Source organism: uncultured Corynebacterium sp., assembly GCF_937999985.1.
Taxonomy (GTDB): domain Bacteria; phylum Actinomycetota; class Actinomycetes; order Mycobacteriales; family Mycobacteriaceae; genus Corynebacterium.
The window spans coordinates 1-20,032 of sequence record NZ_CALLDG010000073.1; the positions used below are offsets into that span (position 1 = coordinate 1).

Genomic DNA, 20,032 nt, shown 5'->3' on the forward strand with positions numbered 1-20,032 from the left:
ATCCGAAGCCTGAGGACCCGAAGCCTGAGGACCCGAAGCCGGAAGATCCGAAGCCTGAGGACCCGAAGCCTGAGGACCCGAAGCCGGAAGATCCGAAGCCGGAGGACCCGAAGGATCCGAACGAGCCTGGCGGCTCCTCCGGTTCGGTGACCCCGAAGCCGAACCTGCCTGGCATCATCGGTTCCTTGGGAATCGGCGGGGCAATCGTGGGCAGCGGATCTCACGGTTCCACCCCGAAGCCGGATCCCAAGCAGCCGGGCAAGCCAGGTAAGCCGGGCAACGCGGACAAGCCGGGCACCCCTGGCAAGTCCAGCACCCCGAGCCAGTCGGGCTCTAAGGGCAGCACGTCCAGCGGCAGCACCAGCTCTCAGAAGCAGGTTGATAGCCCGCGGATGAGCACCCTGGCCTCCACCGGCGCGAACGTGCTCGGCGTGTTCGCAGTCGGCCTGGCGCTGATCATCGGCGCCATCCCGCTGCTGCGCCGCCGCCGCGAAGAAGGCGAGGCCTAACCGCCACTAGCGTTCAGCGCTAGCGCCTAGCGGAACAGCCAGTCCTGGGCAGTCCCGCGAAAGAAAGGGCGACTACCAACACAACGGTGGTCGCCCTTTCGCACATTTGCCACCGCTTCGTGGCAGAATGACAACTTATGGAACTGGTAGTGCTGGGATGCTCCGGAAGCGTTGAAGGGCCCGATAGCGCCGCGTCGGGATACATCGTCCGCGACAAAACTACAGACACCCCCGACCTACTCCTCGACTGCGGCCCCGGCGTACTCAGCGCCATGCAACGCGCCGAAGACATCGACCCCGCTGCCTGCCACGTCGCCTTCAGCCACATGCACGCCGACCACTGCCTAGACTTCCCCTCACTCCTCGTCTGGCGCAGATTCCACCCCACCACACCCGCCCCACACCGCCACCAACTACTCGGCCCCGCCATCGCCCACCGCCACCTCTCCGCAGCCGGCGCCGACGCACCCGAGCGCCCCGACGACTTCACCGACACCTTCGACATCAACGTCTACAAGGCAGGCGAGGGTCTTTTCGACGCCACCACGTACCCAGCCCACCCCATCGGTCCATTCACCCTCTACGCCGCCACCGCCGTACACCCCACAGAGGCCTACCTACTGCGCGTGGAAGACAACGCAGGTAACTCCCTGGTGTACTCGGGGGACACTGCCTGGACCGACAACCTGGCCCACATCGCAGCGGGCGCAGACGTATTCCTCTGCGAAGCCACCTGGGGCGAAAATGCAGAAGGTCAGCCCAGCGGCATGCATATCTCCGGCGAAGACGCAGGCCGTGCGGCACAGGCAGCGGGCGTGGGCAAGCTCGTGCTCACCCACATCCCGCCGTGGGGCGATGCAGACGCAGCGGTCCGCGGCGCGGCCCGCCACTACGACGGCGAGATCCTCGTCGCCCGCCCAGGCATGCGCCTAACCGTCGGCTAGGAGCCAAAGCGCAAGCAAAGCGGGGGATAACCGTCGGAGGGTAGCCCGTCCGGGGCGGCTAGTAAACTTAAGCCCCATGACGGAAACCAACGTAGAAAACACCTCCAACGCAGGCAGCAACTTCACCCGCGCCGACGGCCGTGCCACCAACGAGCTACGTCCGGTGCGTATCACCCGCGGTTTCACCAGCAACCCCGCAGGCAGTGTGCTGGTGGAATTCGGCAACACCCGAGTCATGTGCACCGCCAGCGTGCAGGAAGGCGTGCCGCGCTTCAAGAAGGATTCCGGCGAGGGGTGGCTGACCGCCGAGTACGCGATGCTGCCCGCCTCTACCCACGAGCGCATGCCGCGCGAATCCATGAAGGGCAAGGTCAAGGGGCGCACCCAGGAAATCTCCCGCCTGGTCGGCCGCGCACTGCGCGCCGCCGTGGACCTGAAGGAACTGGGGGAGAACACTATCAACATCGACTGCGACGTTCTGCAGGCCGACGGCGGCACCCGCACCGCAGCCATCACCGGCGCCTACGTGGCTCTGGCTGATGCGCTGGCCGTGCTGCAAGCTAGGGGCGTCGTACCAGGGCAACCGCTACGCGCACCCGTCGCCGCAGTATCCGTGGGCATCATCGACGGCGTGCCGTGCCTCGACCTGCCGTATGAGGAAGACTCGCGGGCGGACGTGGACATGAACGTGGCGATGACGGCCGAGGGTCGCTTCGTGGAAATCCAGGGCACCGGCGAGAACGCGGAGTTCACGCGTGAGGAGCTGAACACCCTGCTGGACCTGGCCGAAGGCGGTCTGCGCGAGCTCATCGAGGCGCAGCGGGCGGCGCTGGCGCAGGAACTCTAGAGCAGCAGAAGCAAACGCGACAAGAGAAGGGGAGTAGCACCGTGCGGGTACTGGTGGCCTCAAGGAATAAGAAGAAGCTGGCGGAGCTGAACCGCATGCTGGAAGCGGCGAACGTGACCGGCATCGAACTCGTTGGACTGGGGGACGTGCCGGAATACCCGGAAACCCCGGAAACCGGCGCGACGTTCGTAGACAACGCGCGGATTAAAACCAACGACGGCGTGCACCACACCGGCCTGCCGACGATTGCCGATGATTCCGGGCTTGCCGTCGATGCACTGAACGGTATGCCGGGTGTGCTGAGCGCCCGGTGGTCCGGCGACCACGGCGACGACAAAGCCAATAACGACCTGTTGCTGGCGCAGATGGGGGACGTGCCGGACGAGCGGCGTGGGGCGCACTTCGTATCCTCCTGCGTGTTGCAGCTGCCCGCCGACGTCGCGGCAGAGCGCGGCATGGACGCCGAATACGCCGTGGAAGGGCGTTGGTACGGCCGGGTGCTGCGCGCCGAGCAGGGCGAGGGCGGCTTTGGCTACGACCCGCTGTTCGCCCCTGACGAGCTACCGGAAGGCCAGGAAGAACAACTGGCCGGTAAGTCCGCAGGCGAGCTGACGGCGGATCAAAAGGATGCCGTCTCCCACCGTGGCAAGGCTCTACGCCAGCTGGTGGAGATCCTGGCGCAACTGGCGGATTAAAGAGCCAGGCCGGGTGCTCAGCACGCCGCCCAGCACGCCTCTAAGCCCGGCGCCCCGCCGCCGCGTACGGCGTTCAGTGCGCAGCAAGGCTAGGCGCCGGGCGTGTGCGACCCACGTATGATGGGGCAAGGCAAGCCCGAACATGTAACCCAAAGAAACAACAAACCAGCGAAAGGATTCCCCGCGTGACCGCCCCCGGCACAGACAGTGACCAGGCCACCTATAGCCCCACCAGCCCCAGCGGCATCGTGGCCGGGTCGCAGGCCGACCTCAGCTGGATGGAAGACGTGTACAAGTTCTTCCACCAGCACCCCGAACTCTCGGGAGCGGAGGAAGTCACCGCGCAGCGGATCGCCAAGGAGCTGGAAAACTTCCCGGACTGGGAGATCACCACGAACATCGGCGGCTACGGCATCACCGCCGTGCTGGAAAACGGCGACGGGCCGACAGTGCTGATGCGCGCTGACTTCGATGGCCTGCCCGTCGCGGAGAAAACCGGCGTGGACTACGCCTCTACGTACTCCCAACTCAACGCGTCCGGCGAGCGCGTGGCAACCATGCACGCCTGCGGCCACGACCAGCACACCACCAGCCTGCTGGGAGCCATGCGCATCCTGACCGAAGAGCGCGCCCACTGGTCCGGCACGGTGGTGGCACTATTCCAGCCGGCCGAAGAGGCGTCCATCGGCGCACACAAGATGGTCTCCGACGGTTTGGGCGGCATCATCCCCCGGCCCGACGTCTGCCTGGCGCAACACATCGTCGCCGGACCGGCGGGCCAGGTGTACTCCGCACCCGGCCCTGTGATGACGTCCTCCACCACCATCGAAATCACCCTCCACGGCCGTGGCGCGCACGCCTCCATGCCGCACCGTTCCGTCGACCCGGTGGTGCTGGCAGCCTCGACGGTGATGAAACTACAGACAATCGTTTCTCGCGAAGTTCCGCCGAATAAATTCGCGGTGATTACCGTCGCCTCGGTGGAAGCAGGTAAGGCGAACAACGTGATCCCCGACTCCGCGAAGATCTCCCTATCCTGCCGCTTCTACGACGAAGAGCTGCGTCAGAAGTGCGTGGATGCCATCAAGCGCGTGGTACGTGCCGAGGCCATGGCCGCGGGTGCCGACCGCGAGCCGGACTTCAAATTCGTTGGCTTGCTAGGCGCTACCGACAACGCACCCGAGGTCTACGACGTTGTCCGCCCCCACTTCGATCACACCTTCGGCGAGGATTCCCTAGAGATGGAACCCTGGACAGCCTCCGAGGACTTCTCCGTGATCCCGAAGTCCTTCGGCTGCCCCTACATGCTTTGGACCATCGGCATCACTCCGCGCCGTCAGTGGCAGCGCGCTGAATCCGCCGGGCGGCTGGATATCGACATCCCCACCAACCACAACCCAGGCTTCCTGCCGGACCTATCCACCCTGCAGGTCTCCACGCGCGCGGCGGCCGTTGCGATCCTGGCCTGCCTGCAATCCGAGTGGGAGAAGCCGGAGGCCGAGCCACACGCGATGGGCGCGCCCGTGCCTACCGACGAGGAGATCGACGCAGTCGCCGTGGAGACCTCGCTGGTCGAGTAGCCGCGCCGCTGCGCTCAGCGCGCGCCGCTAGTCCAGCTGGAACGCGGCCTTAACCTCGTCGCGGCGCCACTTTTCCACGATGAAGCTCAGGAAAGGCACCACACCCGCCAGCATCGTGGTAACCCACTTCGACGGCTCCCAACGCGCCTTCGTGCCCAGATCCAGGCAGGAAATCACGTACACCATAAACACCAAGCCGTGCGCCGGGCCGATGTAGCTAAACCATTCCGGCGCATTCTCGCTGCCGAGGATCAGATATTTAACAATCATCTCCACCAGCAGAATCAGCAGCCAAATACCCGTCACCACTGCCGCCACGGAGTAAAACCTCAGCGACTTCGCCACGCGCGCCCGGCGTTCCGGGTGGATAGCAGGGGTCTGCTCGTTGGTCATTGCTTAGTGCCCTTTCTGGTCTTTTTTCTTGCGCTCGTTATTTTTGGACGCCCTCATGCGCGCCCGCTCGCGCCTATCATCTACCCAAATATCCTCAGTATCTTCGGCACGCTCTTCGGCCTGCAGGAAGTCTTCCGGCACCTCGGTGATCTCATCGGGCGGCAGGGTAGGGGCTGCTGGGGCTTCGTCTCCCAGCAGGCGCTCCTTTTCGTACTGGATGTACTTGCGGTACGCCACGACGAAGAAGATGCCGAAGATCGGCCACTGGATGGCATAGCCCAGGTTCTGGAAGCTACCGCCGTTGGACTGCCAACGATCCCACTGCCACCACGCCAGCAGGAGGGTGGCAATGACCGCCAGGATTAGGAAGATGATTTGGATGATGCGAACGCGCAGCGGAAACGGGTGGGCGGGTGCCTTGCCGTCATTGTCTGAGTGTTCGTTCACACCGAAACATTCTACCTGTACTGCCTGTTCCGCCTAATTTCTTTTCACACCGGATCGCTTGCTAGCATGAAGGGGGAAACGCGGTTGTCCGCGTTCTTTTTGCGCCTGTGGCGGAATTGGCAGACGCGCTGGATTTAGGTTCCAGTGTCTTATGACGTGGGAGTTCAAGTCTCCCCAGGCGCACAAAATTTTTCAGCCCCGCAGCACTGCCCGTCTGTGTCGTGGGGCTGTGTGTTTGTTGCAGGGCTGTGCTGTGGCGCGCGTGCACGCGCACGCGCGGGTGCTACAGCTCCTTGGCGATGCGCGCGACGTGGCCAGTGGCCTTCACGTTGTACTTCGCCACGGCGATCTTGCCTTCCTCGTCAATAACGAACGTGGAGCGGATCACGCCCTGGACGATCTTCCCGTAGTTCTTCTTCTCCCCGAATGCGCCATAGCTCTCCATGACGGACTTGTCGGCGTCCGAAAGAAGAGGGAAGGTCAGCTCGTACTTATCGCGGAACTTCTCCAGAGCCTCTACCTTGTCGGGGGAGATACCGACCACGTCCACGCCCTGATCGTTGAGCTCGGTGAGGGAATCGCGGAAATCGCAGGCCTCGGTGGTGCAACCTGGAGTATCAGCCTTGGGGTAGAAGTACACGATGACCTTGCGGCCCGCGTAGTCCGCCAGGCTCACGTTCTTGCCGGAATCGCTTGGCAGGGTGAACTCCGGAGCCTTGTCGCCGACCTCAAGTCGGATGGGCTGGTTTGCGGTGGCGTTGCTGTTATCAGTCATGCAACCCACCCTAGCGAAAGCGCCGGCACGCAAGCTTGCGGGAGCCGACGCACCACAGTGCACGCACATGCACGGGTGCCAATACACCCTAGCGAAAGCGCCGGAGTGTGCGATCATTTACAATGTTCGGGTAGCACTTAAACGTTCGAATAAGGGAGAAACTTCCGTGGCCCGTAGCATCGATGCCATCCAGCGCGACATTGAACGCACCCGCAACCAGCTGGGACGGACGCTGGAGGAGCTGTCCGTCCGTGCGGATCCGAAGAACCTGGCGGATGACGCTCGCGGCCAGGCCGTGAACACCCTCAAGGAGCCGAAGGTGCAGATGGTCATCGGCGGCGTAGTCGCCGGTGTTGTCCTGCTGACCGCCCTGGCCGTTGGCTCCAAGCGCAAGGAAAAGAAGCAGATCAAGGAAATCCAGCGCCTGCTGGCCGCAACCCGCTAAGCGGGTAGCGTTGCCCGACTCAGACTCACTGCCTGGCGAAACCATACGCAGCGCCAGGCCGGGCGGGTTCCAACTACCCAGCCCCGCGAAGCTGGCCACTCTGGCTTTGCTGACTGTCCTGTCGATCGCCGCAGGTTTCGCCTGCGAGGCGGTGGGAGTACCCGCCGCCTGGATCTTTTCCTTCCTGATCGTCTTCGGCGTCTACGCCATCTTCAGCGACCGACAGGTCAGCCCGCCTAAAAAGGCGATGATTCCCTCCCAGGTGATCATCGCCCTTTTGTGTTCCTCGCCCCTGACCACCATCGACTTCGGCACCATCGTCTCTTATGCCGGACCGACGGCCATGTCGCTGATCGTCACGCTGGCGGTGTGCCTGCTGGCCTCCTGGCTGCTGGTGCGCATCCACCGGGTTGGCCCGGCCACGTCGGTGCTGGCCACCCTCGCGGGCGGCGCCAGCGCGATGGTGATGCTCTCCCGGGAGCTCAACGCGGACACGCGCTTTGTCACCCTCACCCAGTACCTGCGCGTTTCCATCATCGTCCTCACACTTCCCGGGCTGGTCACGCTGCTCGGTCGCGTCGAAGGCGGCGAGGCAGATGCGGCCGAGGGGGCGTCAACAGGAAAAGAAAGTCTCCTCGACGGGCTGCAGACGAACTGGCAGGGCGTGGTAGGCGCGGTGGTTGTGGGGCTGGCCGTGTGGGCGTTTACGCGGCTGACGGCGCGGTGGTTCAACATCAGCTCGCCATACCTGCTGCTGAGCATCGCGTTCGCCATGATCGGCGTGATGGTGTTCAACGTGCCTCACGAGTTCATCGCGCCGAACGGGCTGCTGGAGAAGCTGGCGTACGCACTCGTCGGCGTACAAGCCGGCGGCACCCTGACGAAGGGCGCGCTGCGGCAATTCGTGAAGGCCCTGCCCGTGATCCTGGGCGTGATCGCCCTGATGATCGCCAGCTCTATCGGCACGGCCTTCGCCATCGCTGGCCTATGGGACTTTAAGGTTCTGGACGCCTACCTCGCCACCGTACCGGGCGGCATCTACGCAGTTCTCGCATTTGCGCACGACGCTGGCAGCCAGCCGATCGTCACGGTCATTCAAGTAATGCGCATGATCGCCATGCTGGTGGTGGGCGCTTACGCGCCGCAGATCATCCGGTGGGTGTTCGGCGCGGGCGCGGCCGATGGGCGGGCGGAGCCGCGCGAAACGCAGCGCTAGCGGGCTGTGTTAGGGGGAGCTGGCTCTGTGGTCCGCACACACTGGGAGCGCCAAAGGGAGCGGGCCTGATGGCCTTGTGGTTAGCGCTGGGCGGGGGAGAGTGAGGCGGCGTCCGCAAGAATCTCCATCGACCGCAGCGACTCGGCCGTCGACGGCGACTGCAGCGACACCATGAGTTCGTCGGCTTGAGCGTGCGTGCGGAACTCCTCGAGGTAACGGCGGACAACATCGCCCGTGCCGACGGCGGAGTAGCGCAGCATATCGAGGATCTGCTGGCCGGCGGGGGAATCGATGAGCATGTCCAGCTCCTCCTCCGTTAGGCTGCGGCCGCGACCGGCCATGACACGCACGCGGGTGCGGCAGACCTGGCGCCATTGCTCGTCGGCTTCCTCCTGCGTGTCGGCGGCGGTGACGTTGACCGCGGCGATGACGTAGGGCTCCGGGTGGGCTTCCGAGGGCTGGTAGTTATCGCGGTACACCTGCACCGCCTGCGTGAGGGCAGCGGGCGCGAAGTGGCTGGCGAAGCTGTACGGCAGCCCCAGGTGCGCGGCCAGCTGCGCGCCGAACAGAGAGGAGCCCAGGATGTACAGAGGCACCTTCGTGCCCATGCCCGGTACGGCCTCCACGCCGGGGATCTTCGACGGGCCGTTGAGGTAGCCGTAGAGCTCGGCGACATCCTGCGGGAAGGTCTCCGCGGCGGACGGCTCGCGGCGCAGGGCGCGTAGGGTCATCTGGTCGGTGCCGGGGGCGCGGCCGAGGCCCAGGTCAATGCGGCCGGGGTGCAGCTCCGCGAGGGTGCCGAACTGCTCGGCGATGACCAGCGGGGCGTGGTTCGGGAGCATGACGCCACCCGCGCCCAAGTTGATAGTGGAAGTCTTCGCCGCGATGTGAGCGATGAGGACCGCGGGGGCGGAGCTGGCGATGGACTTCATGTTGTGGTGCTCGGAATACCAGATGCGCTCGAATCCTAGCTTCTCGGCCTGCTGGGCCCACTGGACGGAGCGGTCGAAAGCGTCCGCGGGGCGTTCGCCCTTGTAGACAGTGGCGAAGTCGAGGAGGCTCAGCGGGGCTAGGGAGCTTGCTGGGTTTTCCTTGTTCGCTGGGGTGTTGTCGTTCGCCGGGGTAATGCCGTCCGCTGGGGTATCCGTCATGGTGGTTTAGGTTCCTCCTTGGTTTCAGGGCGCTATCGGCCTGCGTACTCGATTAACGACAACTGCTATGGCAGAGCGGATATTCCCATGGGGAGGGGCCTACGGTCCCGTGGGGGCAGAGAAGAGGGGCGGTCGGATCAACTCCGGCGGTTTCTACCTCGCAAACTATCTTGCAAACTGCCTCGCAGTGGCCGACGACTGCGTCGCAGTGGCCGACGATCGCTGCGGATCAGTGGGCAGATGTCCCAAATCTTCCACTCTACTTTTATAACCTTTCTGTTTGCGCTGGTCAGGCGCTTTTGATGGAGTCGTCAAATCGCCCAAAATCTCGAAAGTGGAAGATTTGGGACATTTGGCTCTTTACCGTCTCCATAGCGGATACCGGGCAGGTGGCTTCACTTTGTACCCTTGCTGTTCCAAGAGCTTGATGGCAAGGTCCAGGTTTTTGCGGATCACGGTTTCCGCTTGTTTCGACAGGTATCGGTTTCTGCCTCGTTCTATGTGCTGTTGCCAACCGTCATGCGTCTGCGCATTGAATTCGTTGGCAAGAAGCTCAATCACATCTTCAAGGCAGACGCGAAAACGCTCATCTCCCATCGGATAGTGAATATCTTGCTGTTGAGCTGCGGCATCGTAATTTCCTGCTCTAGCGAGTAAGAGGCCAAGGGGGACTGAGTCGGAATGAAACTGGAAGTGGCTGGCAGGCTTGTTACGAGAATTTCTGTCGTATTCGAAGCGAACTACTGGGCGATACTTTTGGCCAGACTGGTACTGAACTTTGAAGGTGCTTGACTCTATCGCCAGATGTTTCTTGGTTGAATTAGTGCATAGGCGAAATTCGCAGGCTAACTGCAGCTTCTTACTTTTCGAGTGTCCAATCTCAAGTTGTTTCGAACGTTTGATTACCGCCCTGAGTTTTTTCCTCGTTGATCTCGAAAGTGCTAGCCGTGATCTCGCCTTCGAGTGTCGCGTCGAGGAGAGTAGCGATTTCTTGCGCGAACTCCGTGGCGTGTTGCTCGAAAGCCACGCTATCCAATGTGATTAGCCTTCAATCAGCCAAGTGAGGGACTCGTAGCGATCCAAAAGGTCAGCCTCTTTGACGTCGAGCGCATCCGCTGCGCGAAGGCGACGCAGGCCATCCACGCCGAGGGGACCCATTTGCTTCACAACCTTGGCACGTTCAGCGCGCAGTTCGGCGCTGGTCTGGGTGCGCGGAGTTAATGGCGTAGCCATGATCTCTCCAATCGTTGTGTGTGAGCCGTGTATCTGAAGTATATAACGCAGGTTGTACAACGCGGGGGGAGACAATAGGGCGTGGCTGTTGAAGCCGATGAAGTCAAAGCAAAACCCTCGCCCGTTGGATAAGATTCCAAGCGAACGAGGGTTGAAATGTGGGCTATCAGGGACTCGAACCCCGAACCCGCTGATTAAGAGTCAGCTGCTCTGCCAATTGAGCTAATAGCCCGCGTTATTCGAAGCGCTGCGCGCCTCGGCAACGTGGAAAACTTTATACCCAGACGGCCTAACAATACAAATCGCCAGTTCAGAGTGGGTAAATTGATGCATGCTTTAGACGGCTCATGCGGACGTTTGCGCCCCGTGCGGCGCCTGGTAAGAGTCCCGCATCCGCTGCACGCATACCCCGCGCAGTGCGCCGCCGGGCGGCTCGCCGGAAACCCCACACCGTTTATAACGTTTACGCTACGAACTGCTGGAACCCGCCGAAATGACTAACGCTCCACTGCAGCCAAGCGTTAAGGTTTAGGACAGTCACTTTTCTTACACACACCTTTCCCTTTCTTGGAGTTAGTCTTGCGCAACACCAAGGTTTTTGGACAAACCTTCTCACGGATCACTGCGGCGTCACTAAGTATCGCCCTAGTTACCTTCACCGCATCGTGCACCATCGACCGCGACAGCGACGAACCGCAGATCAGCTCCAACGCCTCAACCGGCGAGAACGGCGAGGGCGAAGAGAAGAAGGAAGAAAACAAGCTGACCTCCAACGTGAAGGACGGCGACACCGAGGTCGACGTCACCGAGCACGTGCAGGTCAAGGGTGACAAGAAGATCGACAAGGTCTCGCTGACCAACGACGCAGGCGAGGAAGTCAAGGGTAAGTTCAACGAGGACAAGACCGAGTGGACCGTCCCCACCAAGCTCGGCTACTCGCGCACCTACACCCTCACCGCGAAGTCCGGCGACCAGAAACTTGAGCAGACGTTCACCACCATGACCCCCGGCATGACGCTCAACGGTGCCCTGGCTCCGCTTGACGGGTCGACCGTAGGCATCGGCCAAACCATCTCTCTTCGTTTTGACGCCCCAGTGGAAAACCGCAAGGCAGTGGAAGATGCCATCACCGTGGAAACCACGCCGAAAGTGGAAGGTGCTTTCTACTGGATCACGGCCCAGGAGGTGCGCTGGCGCCCAGAGAAGTACTGGAAGCCCGGCACCAAGGTCAACGTGAAGGCCAACCTGTACGGCACGAAGATCGGCGAAGGCGTGTACGGCGGCGAAGACCGCAGCGCGAAGTTCACCATCGGCGATGCGATGCGTGCCATCGTGGACGACAGCACCAAGATGATGACCATCAAGAAGAACGGCAAGACCGTGCAGACCATGCCGGTCTCCCTGGGGCGGGACTACCAGTACCCCACGCCGAACGGCAAATACATCATCGGCGACCAGTTCGAGACGCTGACCATGGACTCTTCGACGTTCGGACTGACTGGTGCGGGGTCTTACGTGACGGACGTGCAGTACGCGACGCAGATGAGCTACTCCGGTATTTACATCCACGCCGCGCCGTGGAGCGTGTACGCGCAAGGCAATACCAACACTTCGCACGGCTGTGTGAACGTGAGCGTCGAGAACGCCGCCTGGGTGTTTAACAACATGAAGCGCGGCGACATCGTTGAGGTGAAGAACACGCAGGGTGAGACCCTGAACGGCTCCGATGGCCTGGGCGACTGGAACATCCCGTGGAAGACCTGGAAGGCCGGGAACACGGAGGGGTAGCTAGGGCTGGTGCTGCAGGCTAGTGCTAGCGCTAGCGTAGGCGCGCGGCGCGGGGCGCAACCTAGCGCCTGCTACCTAGCGCAGGCGCGCGGCGCGGGGGATGGCGCGCGCGATGATCTTCGCCTTCTCGGCTCGCGGCACGCGCACGCGGGCCGTTTTCAGCTGTTCGACGGGGGTGCGGTCTAGTCGCTCGTTCAGCGCGGCGAACAGGTCGTGCGCGCCGAGCACCCCCACGCGGGCCGCCAGCGGCAGTAGCGCCATGGTGGCGTGCGCCTGGGCGAGCTCCTCGCGGATCTCGTCAACTAGCCCGGCCTTCGACTCTTCGGTGAGTTTCGGCAGGTAAGAGCGATGCAGCCCGACCGTATCCTCCTGGTAATCTCGCAGGAAATTCACCTTCTGGAAGGCACTACCCAGCGCGTAGGCGCCCTTGTCCGTGCGCGAGCGCTGCTCTGCGGTCAGCGGGCGCCCGGCCTGCTCGGCGTGCGTGGCGAACACCGCGTTGCACATCCACCCGATCACGCCCGCGGATCCGTGTACGTAGGCGGCAAGTGGTAAGGGGTTGGAGCTAGGGGCGTCCGAACGCATGGACGCGAAGAAATCCACCGTCCAGGAACGGTCGAACCCCGCCCAGCGCGCTGTGACGGCGAAGGCGTGCGCGATGGGGTCGGTGCTGAAGCCGGTGTCCAGCGCCGTGAGGGTGGTGCGTTGGTAGTCGTCGAGGGGCTTTGTGACGCCGCAGGCCGACACGCCCAGCGCCTCAGCCGTACCGTCGACGATTTCATCCGCGATGCGGGCGAGGGCGTAGATGTTGCGGATGTGCAGCTTGATCGTGGGCGCGAGGAGTTCGCTGGCCAGGTAGAAGCTGGTGGAGTAGTGGCGGATGATGCGGGAGGCCGCGGCGGTGGAGGCCTGCGTGTACAGCGCGCCGGGGTCGTCGTGGATGCTGGCGCTGGGGTGTGCGGTAGCGCTGGTGGAGGGGTGTGCGGTAGCGCTGGCGGAGGGGTGTGCGGTGGCGGTGGCGCTGAAGCGTGCGCGGAGGGGGAGTTTGGGCAGGCGGGCCATGATGATTAATGCTAGCCCACGGGGGTTCAGAGGCTGGGGAGTGCCCTGGGAGGGCAAATGTCCCAAATCTTCCACTCTACTTTTATATCTATTATGTTTGCGCTGGTAAGGACGTTTTGACGTATTCGTCAAAACCGAAAAAATCCTGAAAGTGGAAGATTTGGGACATTCGCCTTCTAGAGGGGAGGGTGAAGTCCGCGAATATCCGCGCGTGTCCGCGCGCATATTTTGGAGAATGCAGGCGTTGCGAGCCCATGCAGCCCGCAAAGACATGCTCGCTATGGCGTACCCGCTAAGGCGTACCTGCTAAGGCGTGCCCGCTATGGCATACCTTGGAATAAAGCGTGTTCCGAAGCGCTGAAAATTAAGAAGGCTACGAAAGCAACGTCAAAGAAAGGCAAGCATCATGAGCGCATACACCTACAACGTCACCGGAATGAGCTGCGGACACTGCGAAAACGCCGTCAAGGAGGAAGTTTCCAACCTTCCGGGTGTCACCAACATTGAGGTCAGCGCAGACAAGGGGCTGCTGACGTTCGAGCACGACGGGGCAGCAGGGGAGCTGACCGATCAGCAGGTCATCGACGCAGTCGACGAAGCCGGCTACGAGGCCACCCGCGCATAGCGCCCCGCCGCTAGAAGGGGCGCAGCCCCGCAATGCTGTAGAACTGGTGGCCCAGGAAAAGCAGCGCCGAATCGTCGGAAATCTCCGACACGTCCAGAACCTCCGCCGCCACCAGCGTAGATTCCCCCGCCTGAGCCGTATCTGAAATGCGCGCCCGCATCACGGCCCGGGAGTTGGGCAGCAGCGGCTCGCCCGTCTCGGCGGTCACCCACCCTTGAGATTCCGCGAAGCGGTCCGCGCCCGAGGTGGCGAAGGAGTGCGCGATGGGGGACTGGGCGTCATTAAGAAAGTGCACCAACATGCTGCTCGATCGCAACAATTTGCCTGCCGAGCCCGTGCGCTTCATCAGCGAGAAACTGATCGATAGCGGGTCGAGCGATAGCGAAGAGACAGACGATGCGGTGAGGCCGACGGGCTCGCCGTCGACGGTCGCGGTGATGAGCGTTACCCCCGCCGGATGTCCGCGGAAGACATCTCGAAACGCTGCTTCAAGATCGGTGTTACTCATTAGCATCACTAGACCTTTAGAAAAATTTGGGGTGACTGACGGGACTCGAACCCGCGACACCTAGGATCACAACCTAGTGCTCTACCAGCTGAACTACAGTCACCATTGCTGTTGAAAACAGCGGATCTCATGTTAGCCCACGCCCTGCGTCTTAACCAAAAGGCCAGCTCGCGAGGGGTGAAACGGGGTAAAACGGGGCTAGGTGGGCGCTGGGGCGGCGCTAGTTTCAGCGCTAGATCGGAAAGCGCTCCATCGCTGCCTTCGCCGCGACCGTCGCGTCCGCGTTCGACGGGTCTGCCTCCACGAGCATCGCGCGGCGGTAGTAATCCAGCTCGCGGATGGATTCCTTAATGTCCGCCAGTGCGCGGTGCGCCATGCCCTTCGCGGGCTGGCCGTTGTACACGTGGGGGTACCAGCGGCGGGCGAGCTCCTTCAGGCTGGAGACGTCGATCATGCGGTAGTGCAGGTATTGGTCCAGGTGCGGCATGTAGCGGTTGATGAACTTCCGGTCCGCGCTGATGGTGTTGCCGGCCAGCGGCGCCACGCCTGCGGTGGGCACGTGCTTCTTCACGTAGTCGAGCACCTGCTCCTCGGCCTCTTCCAGCGTGATGTCGGAGGCGCGGATCTGTTCCGTCAGGCCGGATTCGCCGTGCATCTTTGTCACGACGGCATCCATGCGGGCGAGGTCGCGTTCGGTCGCGTGAATCACCAGGTCCAGCCCCTCGTCGAGGGGGGTGAGGTCCGCATCCGTCACAATCACCGCAATCTCGACGAGCACGTGCTGGTCCGGGTCGAGGCCCGTCATTTCGCAGTCGACCCACACGAGTCGATCGTTCTTGGCAACTTGATTCGGGGTGGTGTTCACGGATGTTCCTTTCTGTTGTTGATAATTCTATGCCTTTTTAGTGACGCCCCCTCGGAATCAGTCGCTTTCGGTTGCCATTTGGGCGTAGAACTTACCCACGATCGGCGCGGTGACCTTCCGCGGCAGGTACGTGGAGACGAAGTTCATGGCCTTGGACAGTGGGCCGGGGACTACGCGGAGTTTGTTCTTGGACAGGGCGGTCAGGGTGTCGATGGCGCAGTCTTCGTAGGTGGTCCAGAGGAAATCCGGGACGGCATCGTCTACTTCGGTGAGCTGCTCGTCTTCCTTGCGGGCCTCGCGCACCGGGCCGGGTGCCAGCAGGGTGCACTTGATGCCGTGGTCTTTGAGCTCGTAGTGCAGGGACTCGGTGAAGGTATTGACCATTGCCTTGGTGCCGACGTAGGTGGCGTTTCCGGGGATGGCCATGTTGCCGGCGGCGGAGCCGACGTTGACGATGCCGCCCTCGCCACGCTCCAGCATGCCGGGCAGCACGGCCTGGGTGAGTTCGTAGAGTGCGGTGGCGTTGAGCTCGAACTGCAGGCGCTCGTAGTCCCAGTCGAGGTCCTTGAACTGGCCGAAGGTAGCAATGCCGGCGGAATTGATGATGATGCTGACCGGGGTGGTGCGCAGCTCTTCCAGCAGTTCCGCGCGGGCGGAGGCATCCGCCAGGTCGACGGAGCGGATCTGCACGTCGCGGTCCGGGAATGCGTCCGCGATCTCCTGCATGGGAGCCACGGTGCGGGCGACCAGGAGCAGGTCGTAGCCGCGCCGAGCGAGCTCCTCGGCGATGGCCTTGCCGATGCCGGAGGAAGCGCCGGTGATCACAGCGTAGGAGCCCGGGGTGGGGGCGGGGAGGTCCAGCTCTACGGACTTCTGGGACTTGCCCAGGCCGAACGGCAGTGGGACGGGGAGCTGCTCTAGGGGGAGGGAGCGGAGGGCGTCAATAGGGTTAAAGCGGCTATTCGCAGTCATGGCTACAACCATAGCGGGCAGCCCCGACAGGGGGGTCGAGGATTAGCGCGCGCGGCGGGTGATGTGGTGGTTACTCAGCGGTGGGCTATGGCGAAAGGGCTACTAAACGCTGGAAAGGCACGACTCATGAGGCGGTTTCCGAAATTTAGACTAGCAGCGTCATTGCCGCTGGCACTGCAACTTCAGTCCATGACAATAAGTTCCTGATTCCAATTCTGCCCCGCTCTCAGCGGCCTGCAATTACCAGCACAAACGACGTTGTAGGCCAATTCTTGGGGAGTTTTTCGAACATACTTCGAGGCTCGTGTCGTGCCGCTAGTTTACGATGGTGTGAAAGACCGGAAAGGAGACACAATGAGCGAGAATGAGGTTCTGTTCCCTGGCGTGCCGATTAGTGACAGCGAGCGCGAATCATGGGATCGCGAGACCAGAAAACTCCGCGAGGCTTGGGAAGTTGGTCGCAAAAGATTTAGTGAAGCATCCCAGTGCTCTCCACGAACTCCGTTCCGTCCCGCTTTCACGGGTGGAGCTTTCGTCTAAACCATGAGTTACACTCCGCTTTTCTTCGCACAGAATGCACACCGTTACGACCGACGTGAGCTAATAAACGCTTACGAGGAGAAGTATGACTGCAACCTGGCAGTGATGATCGACCAGGTAACACCCAACAGCGTCACCTTACTGAATGAGTGTCTGCATGCTAAGGAGCTGGACAAGCCGTTGCATTTGATGCTGCGGTCACCGGGCGGCGACCCTGAAATTGCCATCCGCTTGATCCGCATGTGTCATGATGCAAGTTCCGAGTTCGTAATTCTGGTCCCCGAGATTGCAAAATCCGCTGCGACCATCATGGCTCTGGGAGCGGACTCCATTATCATGGGACCGACTTCCGACTTGGGGCCTATTGATCCCCAAGTGTTTGTCCCTGGCAGAGGGTTTATCAGCGCCAAAGATATGATGGCCGCTTACGACCGTGCGCTTGAAATGGTCGCTGCGGCCCCGGATACCGCTCAGCTTCATGCCGTACTACTTGGTGGAGTCGACGCTACGACGGTTCAGTTCGCCCGTTCGGCACTTGACCGGATTGCCGACATCGCACGTCAAGCTGTGGAGAGTAACGATAATCGCACTCCAGATGAAGTCGATGCCTTGTGCAATCAAATCCAGGCACCCTTGATTGACACACCGAAGATGCACGGAGCGGTAGTAGGTGCCCGTGAGGCGCTCGACGCAGGATTGCCGGTCGAACGCTTAAATATGGATAACGAGCAATGGGTGGCTATCCAAGAATTGTGGGCTAGGTATTTCGCTCTCGGACCTGTAGACCGAATGCAGGCTTACGAGGGTACGAAGGCATCTCAGGTTCACTTTTACGAATAGCATTCACGACTGGGGTATTCGCCCCCCGCCAGACGTCTGTTAGCGCCTCTAACAATCAAGAACTTCGCGCGGGCTTTAAAAGAGCATCTTCTTAGTTGTCCATCCGCTTCGCGATTCGCCTTGGAGCGTGAACCTACTCACGCCCCTGGGTTCGACTTCCGCTTTAAGTCCTCCCACGACTCGGACGCTCGAATGTCTGATTCGTAGGCAATGACGTATCCCCACTTCTGGCCCTCGAAGCCGTCCTCGCCGAGCAGTTCGCGTACCAACACCCGGGCCGCGACTCGTTTCGCTTGAACCGTCTCATCATCTCGTAGCTTGTCGGACTTGCCCTCGATGATCCACATGGTGCCGGCAGCATCTTGAGCGACAAAGTCCGGGTAGTAGGTGTCGCGGGTGGTGTACATGATCGACGCGCGATCAGAGACGTACAGTCGCTTCCACCAGACAATGTCCGAGGTGTAGTTCAGCAGCAGAGCCAGCAAGTACTCGCCACCCCACGAATCGAAGCTCGCTGCGGGGAACAGTCGGTCAAGTCCTGTGTAGTGGTGTAGCCGTTTGTGCTTTCGGCTCGATGTGAAGTTCGAGGCTAGGTTAGGCGGTTAGCTGGTGGTCGTCACGATGTTCTCCTGGATGGTGCATGAGGTGCTTGGTGTGTTCGAGTGCGGTCAGTGACATGTAGCGTTTTTGTTGGATCCAATGGTCGTGTTGCTCGGCTAGGATCGCGCCGACAAGCCGGATGATGGATTCACGGTTTGGGAAAATGCCGACGACGTCGGTGCGTCGGCGGATTTCCCGGTTTAACCGTTCTGTGGGGTTGTTTGACCAGACCTTCGTCCAGACTGGTTTCGGCGCTGCAGTAAACGCCAGTACTTCATCGAGTGATTCCTCCAAATATGCCGCGACGTGAGGGATTTTCAGCTCCAGCAGGTCGACAACTTCGCGGGCTTGAGCCCAAGTGGATGTAGCGTCAGGTTGCTGGAAGGTTGTCTGGAACATCGCAGAGACCATCGGCCATTGTGTTTTCGGGGCCTTTTCGTAGAGGTTCTTCGCGAAATGGGTGCGGCACCGCTGCTACGACGTATTGGGCAGCACTTCGGAAATGGCGTGCTGGATGCCTTCGTGGGCATCACTGGTGATAAGGAATACCCCAGTAAGTCCGCGGGCTTTTAAGTCCTGGAAGAAGCCTTTCCACGACGCGTTGGATTCCGCGGTGGCGACGTGCATGCCGAGCATTTCGCGATACCTGTCGGCGTTGACTCCGGTGGCAAGCAGCACTGAGCATTTGACCACCCGGCCGCCTTCACGGACTTTGATCGTGAGCGCATCGCACGATAAAAAGGCGTACCCGCCGGGGTCTAGTGGGCGGTTTTTGAAGTCTGCGACCATGTCATCGAGTTCTTCTGACATGCGTGAGACTTGCGATTTCGACATGCTGGAAATCCCAAGCGTAGCCACCAGATCATTCATCCTGCGGGTGGAAACCCCTTTAAGGTAGCATGTGGCGATCACAGTCGATAAGGCCCGTTCTGCTCGTGAGCGGCGCTCTAACAGCCAGTCTGGGAAGAACGCGCCGTGGCGCAGTTTCGGCACCGCCACGTCGATCGTGCCGACACGGGTGTCAAGGTCGCGGTGGCGATACCCGTTGCGGTGATTGACCCGCTCGGTGGATACAGCTCCGTATTCGGCGCCGCAGACGGTGTCAGCCTGGGCGGAGAGGATCTGGTTGATAAACCCTTGCAGCATCTGGCGCATCAAATCCGGAGACGCTTGGGCCAGCAAATCATCCAGATAGGTTGTCGGGTCGGTAGAATGCGGTGCAGCGGTCATTGTCATAGGCCTTTCGGTGAGATGTGGTAGTTGAGTCGAAAGGCTAACTGGCGGTGGCCGCCCACTACTTTCCGGGCCCCACCATCAGCAAGCGTTACACCACACTAAGGGACGCAACCGGCTATGCAGCGCAGATGTTCTACTTCACGTTGGGTTTGGTGGCCACAAACGTTCACTTGATCGTTGCTCAAGGCGCTGACGATGCCTTCGAGAACGGTGTTGACCCAGAGCCTCCGAAGCCAAGGAGACGCCGGTATTCCGACGACCTTGAACCCGAAGACAAGGACTTGAGCTGGAACGGCATCGAGTTTTTACCGCCGCCAGTTAATGCTCCACCCCTTGCGGCATAGCTAAGCAGGCCACCTGCCCGGTTTCGAATTGAAGCCGGCGCGAGTGGCCTAGAAGTCATGCGTGGGTTGGCGAAAATGGCGAAAACCCCGTCCGACTACCGTCAAAAACGGTTATGCGGGCGGGATTTTTGCATCCAAAGGTTGCGAAAGAGGCGGCCGGCACAGAGATTCAGCTCAAGAACGGGCCGAAACTTAATTTTCGGAATCGTTGAGTCGATAATGTCGGAAATCGCCCATGACAATGGCGCCCCCGGCAGTGTCTGAAGTCAGGACATAGTTGACAGCGTGTTCCAGGGATAAGTGTTGTGACGGTTGTCAGATCAGCCGCGGCATAGTTGACAGTTTGCCACCGCAAAGCAAAACCGGTGATGGTTGACACCTCAGCTGCGACATTGTTGACAAATGAATAGTCCTAAC

21 protein-coding genes, 3 tRNA genes and 2 pseudogenes are annotated in these 20,032 nt (G+C 61.3%); 12 read left to right on the forward strand and 14 right to left on the reverse strand.

Annotated elements, in window-relative coordinates:
* The 5 genes and pseudogenes from Q0331_RS03385 to Q0331_RS03405 form a co-directional block, all read left to right on the forward strand.
* Window positions 1-509 (forward strand): annotated as a pseudogene (locus Q0331_RS03385) (hypothetical protein); the annotation flags it as partial.
* Between the two features lie 137 nt (window positions 510-646).
* Complete coding sequence (locus Q0331_RS03390; protein ID WP_298074879.1) at window positions 647-1,453, forward strand: MBL fold metallo-hydrolase; 807 nt, start codon at window positions 647-649, stop codon at window positions 1,451-1,453.
* Window positions 1,454-1,529: 76 nt separating this feature from the next.
* Window positions 1,530-2,300, forward strand: a complete 771-nt coding sequence (rph, locus tag Q0331_RS03395) for a ribonuclease PH (protein ID WP_298074881.1) — start codon at window positions 1,530-1,532, stop codon at window positions 2,298-2,300.
* Window positions 2,301-2,341: 41 nt separating this feature from the next.
* A complete protein-coding gene (locus Q0331_RS03400; protein ID WP_298074883.1) occupies window positions 2,342-2,995 on the forward strand; it encodes a non-canonical purine NTP pyrophosphatase in 654 nt (217 codons plus the stop codon).
* A gap of 185 nt (window positions 2,996-3,180) precedes the next feature.
* A complete protein-coding gene (locus tag Q0331_RS03405; RefSeq protein ID WP_298074885.1) occupies window positions 3,181-4,575 on the forward strand; it encodes an amidohydrolase in 1,395 nt (464 codons plus the stop codon).
* Between the two features lie 27 nt (window positions 4,576-4,602).
* Here Q0331_RS03405 and Q0331_RS03410 read toward each other — a convergent pair whose 3' ends face one another.
* Both Q0331_RS03410 and Q0331_RS03415 read right to left on the reverse strand, forming a co-directional pair.
* Window positions 4,603-4,968, reverse strand: a complete 366-nt coding sequence (locus tag Q0331_RS03410) for a DUF3817 domain-containing protein (protein WP_298074887.1) — start codon at window positions 4,966-4,968, stop codon at window positions 4,603-4,605.
* 3 nt (window positions 4,969-4,971) lie between these two features.
* Complete coding sequence (locus Q0331_RS03415) at window positions 4,972-5,415, reverse strand: hypothetical protein (RefSeq protein WP_298074889.1); 444 nt, start codon at window positions 5,413-5,415, stop codon at window positions 4,972-4,974.
* Between the two features lie 101 nt (window positions 5,416-5,516).
* On the opposite strand from Q0331_RS03415, the gene Q0331_RS03420 reads away from it, so the two are divergent.
* Window positions 5,517-5,598, forward strand: a tRNA-Leu gene (locus tag Q0331_RS03420).
* Between the two features lie 100 nt (window positions 5,599-5,698).
* Here Q0331_RS03420 and bcp read toward each other — a convergent pair.
* Entirely contained in the window at window positions 5,699-6,190 is a 492-nt protein-coding gene (gene bcp / locus Q0331_RS03425; protein ID WP_298074891.1) for a thioredoxin-dependent thiol peroxidase, read from the reverse strand.
* A 166-nt stretch (window positions 6,191-6,356) separates the two neighbouring features.
* Between bcp and Q0331_RS03430 the strand changes: the two genes are divergently transcribed.
* Both Q0331_RS03430 and Q0331_RS03435 read left to right on the forward strand, forming a co-directional pair.
* The gene (locus tag Q0331_RS03430) at window positions 6,357-6,635 is read left to right on the forward strand and encodes a DUF3618 domain-containing protein (protein ID WP_011273177.1); all 279 of its coding nucleotides are present in this window, start codon (window positions 6,357-6,359) and stop codon (window positions 6,633-6,635) included.
* A 10-nt stretch (window positions 6,636-6,645) separates the two neighbouring features.
* A complete protein-coding gene (locus Q0331_RS03435; protein ID WP_298074893.1) occupies window positions 6,646-7,851 on the forward strand; it encodes an AbrB family transcriptional regulator in 1,206 nt (401 codons plus the stop codon).
* 80 nt (window positions 7,852-7,931) lie between these two features.
* Here the strand turns inward: Q0331_RS03435 and Q0331_RS03440 are convergent, their stop codons facing one another.
* From Q0331_RS03440 to Q0331_RS03455, 4 genes are all read right to left on the reverse strand, one after another.
* A complete protein-coding gene (locus Q0331_RS03440) occupies window positions 7,932-9,002 on the reverse strand; it encodes an LLM class flavin-dependent oxidoreductase (RefSeq protein WP_298074895.1) in 1,071 nt (356 codons plus the stop codon).
* 360 nt (window positions 9,003-9,362) lie between these two features.
* Complete coding sequence (locus Q0331_RS03445) at window positions 9,363-9,599, reverse strand: hypothetical protein (protein ID WP_298074897.1); 237 nt, start codon at window positions 9,597-9,599, stop codon at window positions 9,363-9,365.
* Between the two features lie 444 nt (window positions 9,600-10,043).
* A complete protein-coding gene (locus tag Q0331_RS03450; protein ID WP_298074899.1) occupies window positions 10,044-10,235 on the reverse strand; it encodes a hypothetical protein in 192 nt (63 codons plus the stop codon).
* A 159-nt stretch (window positions 10,236-10,394) separates the two neighbouring features.
* Window positions 10,395-10,467 (reverse strand) — tRNA-Lys (locus tag Q0331_RS03455).
* Between the two features lie 347 nt (window positions 10,468-10,814).
* On the opposite strand from Q0331_RS03455, the gene Q0331_RS03460 reads away from it, so the two are divergent.
* Complete coding sequence (locus Q0331_RS03460) at window positions 10,815-12,023, forward strand: Ig-like domain-containing protein (RefSeq protein WP_298074901.1); 1,209 nt, start codon at window positions 10,815-10,817, stop codon at window positions 12,021-12,023.
* 75 nt (window positions 12,024-12,098) lie between these two features.
* Here Q0331_RS03460 and Q0331_RS03465 read toward each other — a convergent pair whose 3' ends face one another.
* Window positions 12,099-13,160 (reverse strand): squalene/phytoene synthase family protein, encoded by a 1,062-nt coding sequence (locus tag Q0331_RS03465; protein ID WP_298074903.1) that lies wholly within the window; start codon window positions 13,158-13,160, stop codon window positions 12,099-12,101.
* Between the two features lie 331 nt (window positions 13,161-13,491).
* Here Q0331_RS03465 and Q0331_RS03470 point away from each other — a divergent pair, with 331 nt between their 5' ends.
* Window positions 13,492-13,710 (forward strand): heavy-metal-associated domain-containing protein, encoded by a 219-nt coding sequence (locus Q0331_RS03470; protein ID WP_239387843.1) that lies wholly within the window; start codon window positions 13,492-13,494, stop codon window positions 13,708-13,710.
* 10 nt (window positions 13,711-13,720) lie between these two features.
* Here the strand turns inward: Q0331_RS03470 and Q0331_RS03475 are convergent, their stop codons facing one another.
* The 4 genes from Q0331_RS03475 to cmrA form a co-directional block, all read right to left on the reverse strand.
* Window positions 13,721-14,218: a flavin reductase family protein gene (locus tag Q0331_RS03475; RefSeq protein WP_237746316.1), complete on the reverse strand. Its 498-nt coding sequence runs from the start codon at window positions 14,216-14,218 to the stop codon at window positions 13,721-13,723.
* Between the two features lie 27 nt (window positions 14,219-14,245).
* Window positions 14,246-14,321 (reverse strand) — tRNA-His (locus tag Q0331_RS03480).
* A 129-nt stretch (window positions 14,322-14,450) separates the two neighbouring features.
* Window positions 14,451-15,083, reverse strand: a complete 633-nt coding sequence (gene orn / locus Q0331_RS03485; protein WP_298074909.1) for an oligoribonuclease — start codon at window positions 15,081-15,083, stop codon at window positions 14,451-14,453.
* A gap of 57 nt (window positions 15,084-15,140) precedes the next feature.
* Window positions 15,141-15,944 carry a mycolate reductase gene (gene cmrA, locus Q0331_RS03490; protein WP_298074917.1) on the reverse strand — a complete coding sequence of 268 codons (804 nt, stop codon included), beginning with the start codon at window positions 15,942-15,944 and terminating at the stop codon, window positions 15,141-15,143.
* Between the two features lie 654 nt (window positions 15,945-16,598).
* Between cmrA and Q0331_RS03495 the strand changes: the two genes are divergently transcribed.
* The gene (locus Q0331_RS03495) at window positions 16,599-17,435 is read left to right on the forward strand and encodes an SDH family Clp fold serine proteinase (protein ID WP_298074911.1); all 837 of its coding nucleotides are present in this window, start codon (window positions 16,599-16,601) and stop codon (window positions 17,433-17,435) included.
* Window positions 17,436-17,572: 137 nt separating this feature from the next.
* Here the strand turns inward: Q0331_RS03495 and Q0331_RS03500 are convergent, their stop codons facing one another.
* Together Q0331_RS03500 and Q0331_RS03505 are read right to left on the reverse strand one after the other, a co-directional pair.
* Window positions 17,573-17,920 carry a hypothetical protein gene (locus Q0331_RS03500; RefSeq protein WP_298074913.1) on the reverse strand — a complete coding sequence of 116 codons (348 nt, stop codon included), beginning with the start codon at window positions 17,918-17,920 and terminating at the stop codon, window positions 17,573-17,575.
* A 109-nt stretch (window positions 17,921-18,029) separates the two neighbouring features.
* Window positions 18,030-19,265, reverse strand: a pseudogene (locus Q0331_RS03505) (IS256 family transposase).
* Between the two features lie 53 nt (window positions 19,266-19,318).
* Between Q0331_RS03505 and Q0331_RS03510 the strand changes: the two are divergent.
* Complete coding sequence (locus Q0331_RS03510; protein WP_298074915.1) at window positions 19,319-19,615, forward strand: hypothetical protein; 297 nt, start codon at window positions 19,319-19,321, stop codon at window positions 19,613-19,615.
* Window positions 19,616-20,032: the final 417 nt, after the last annotated feature.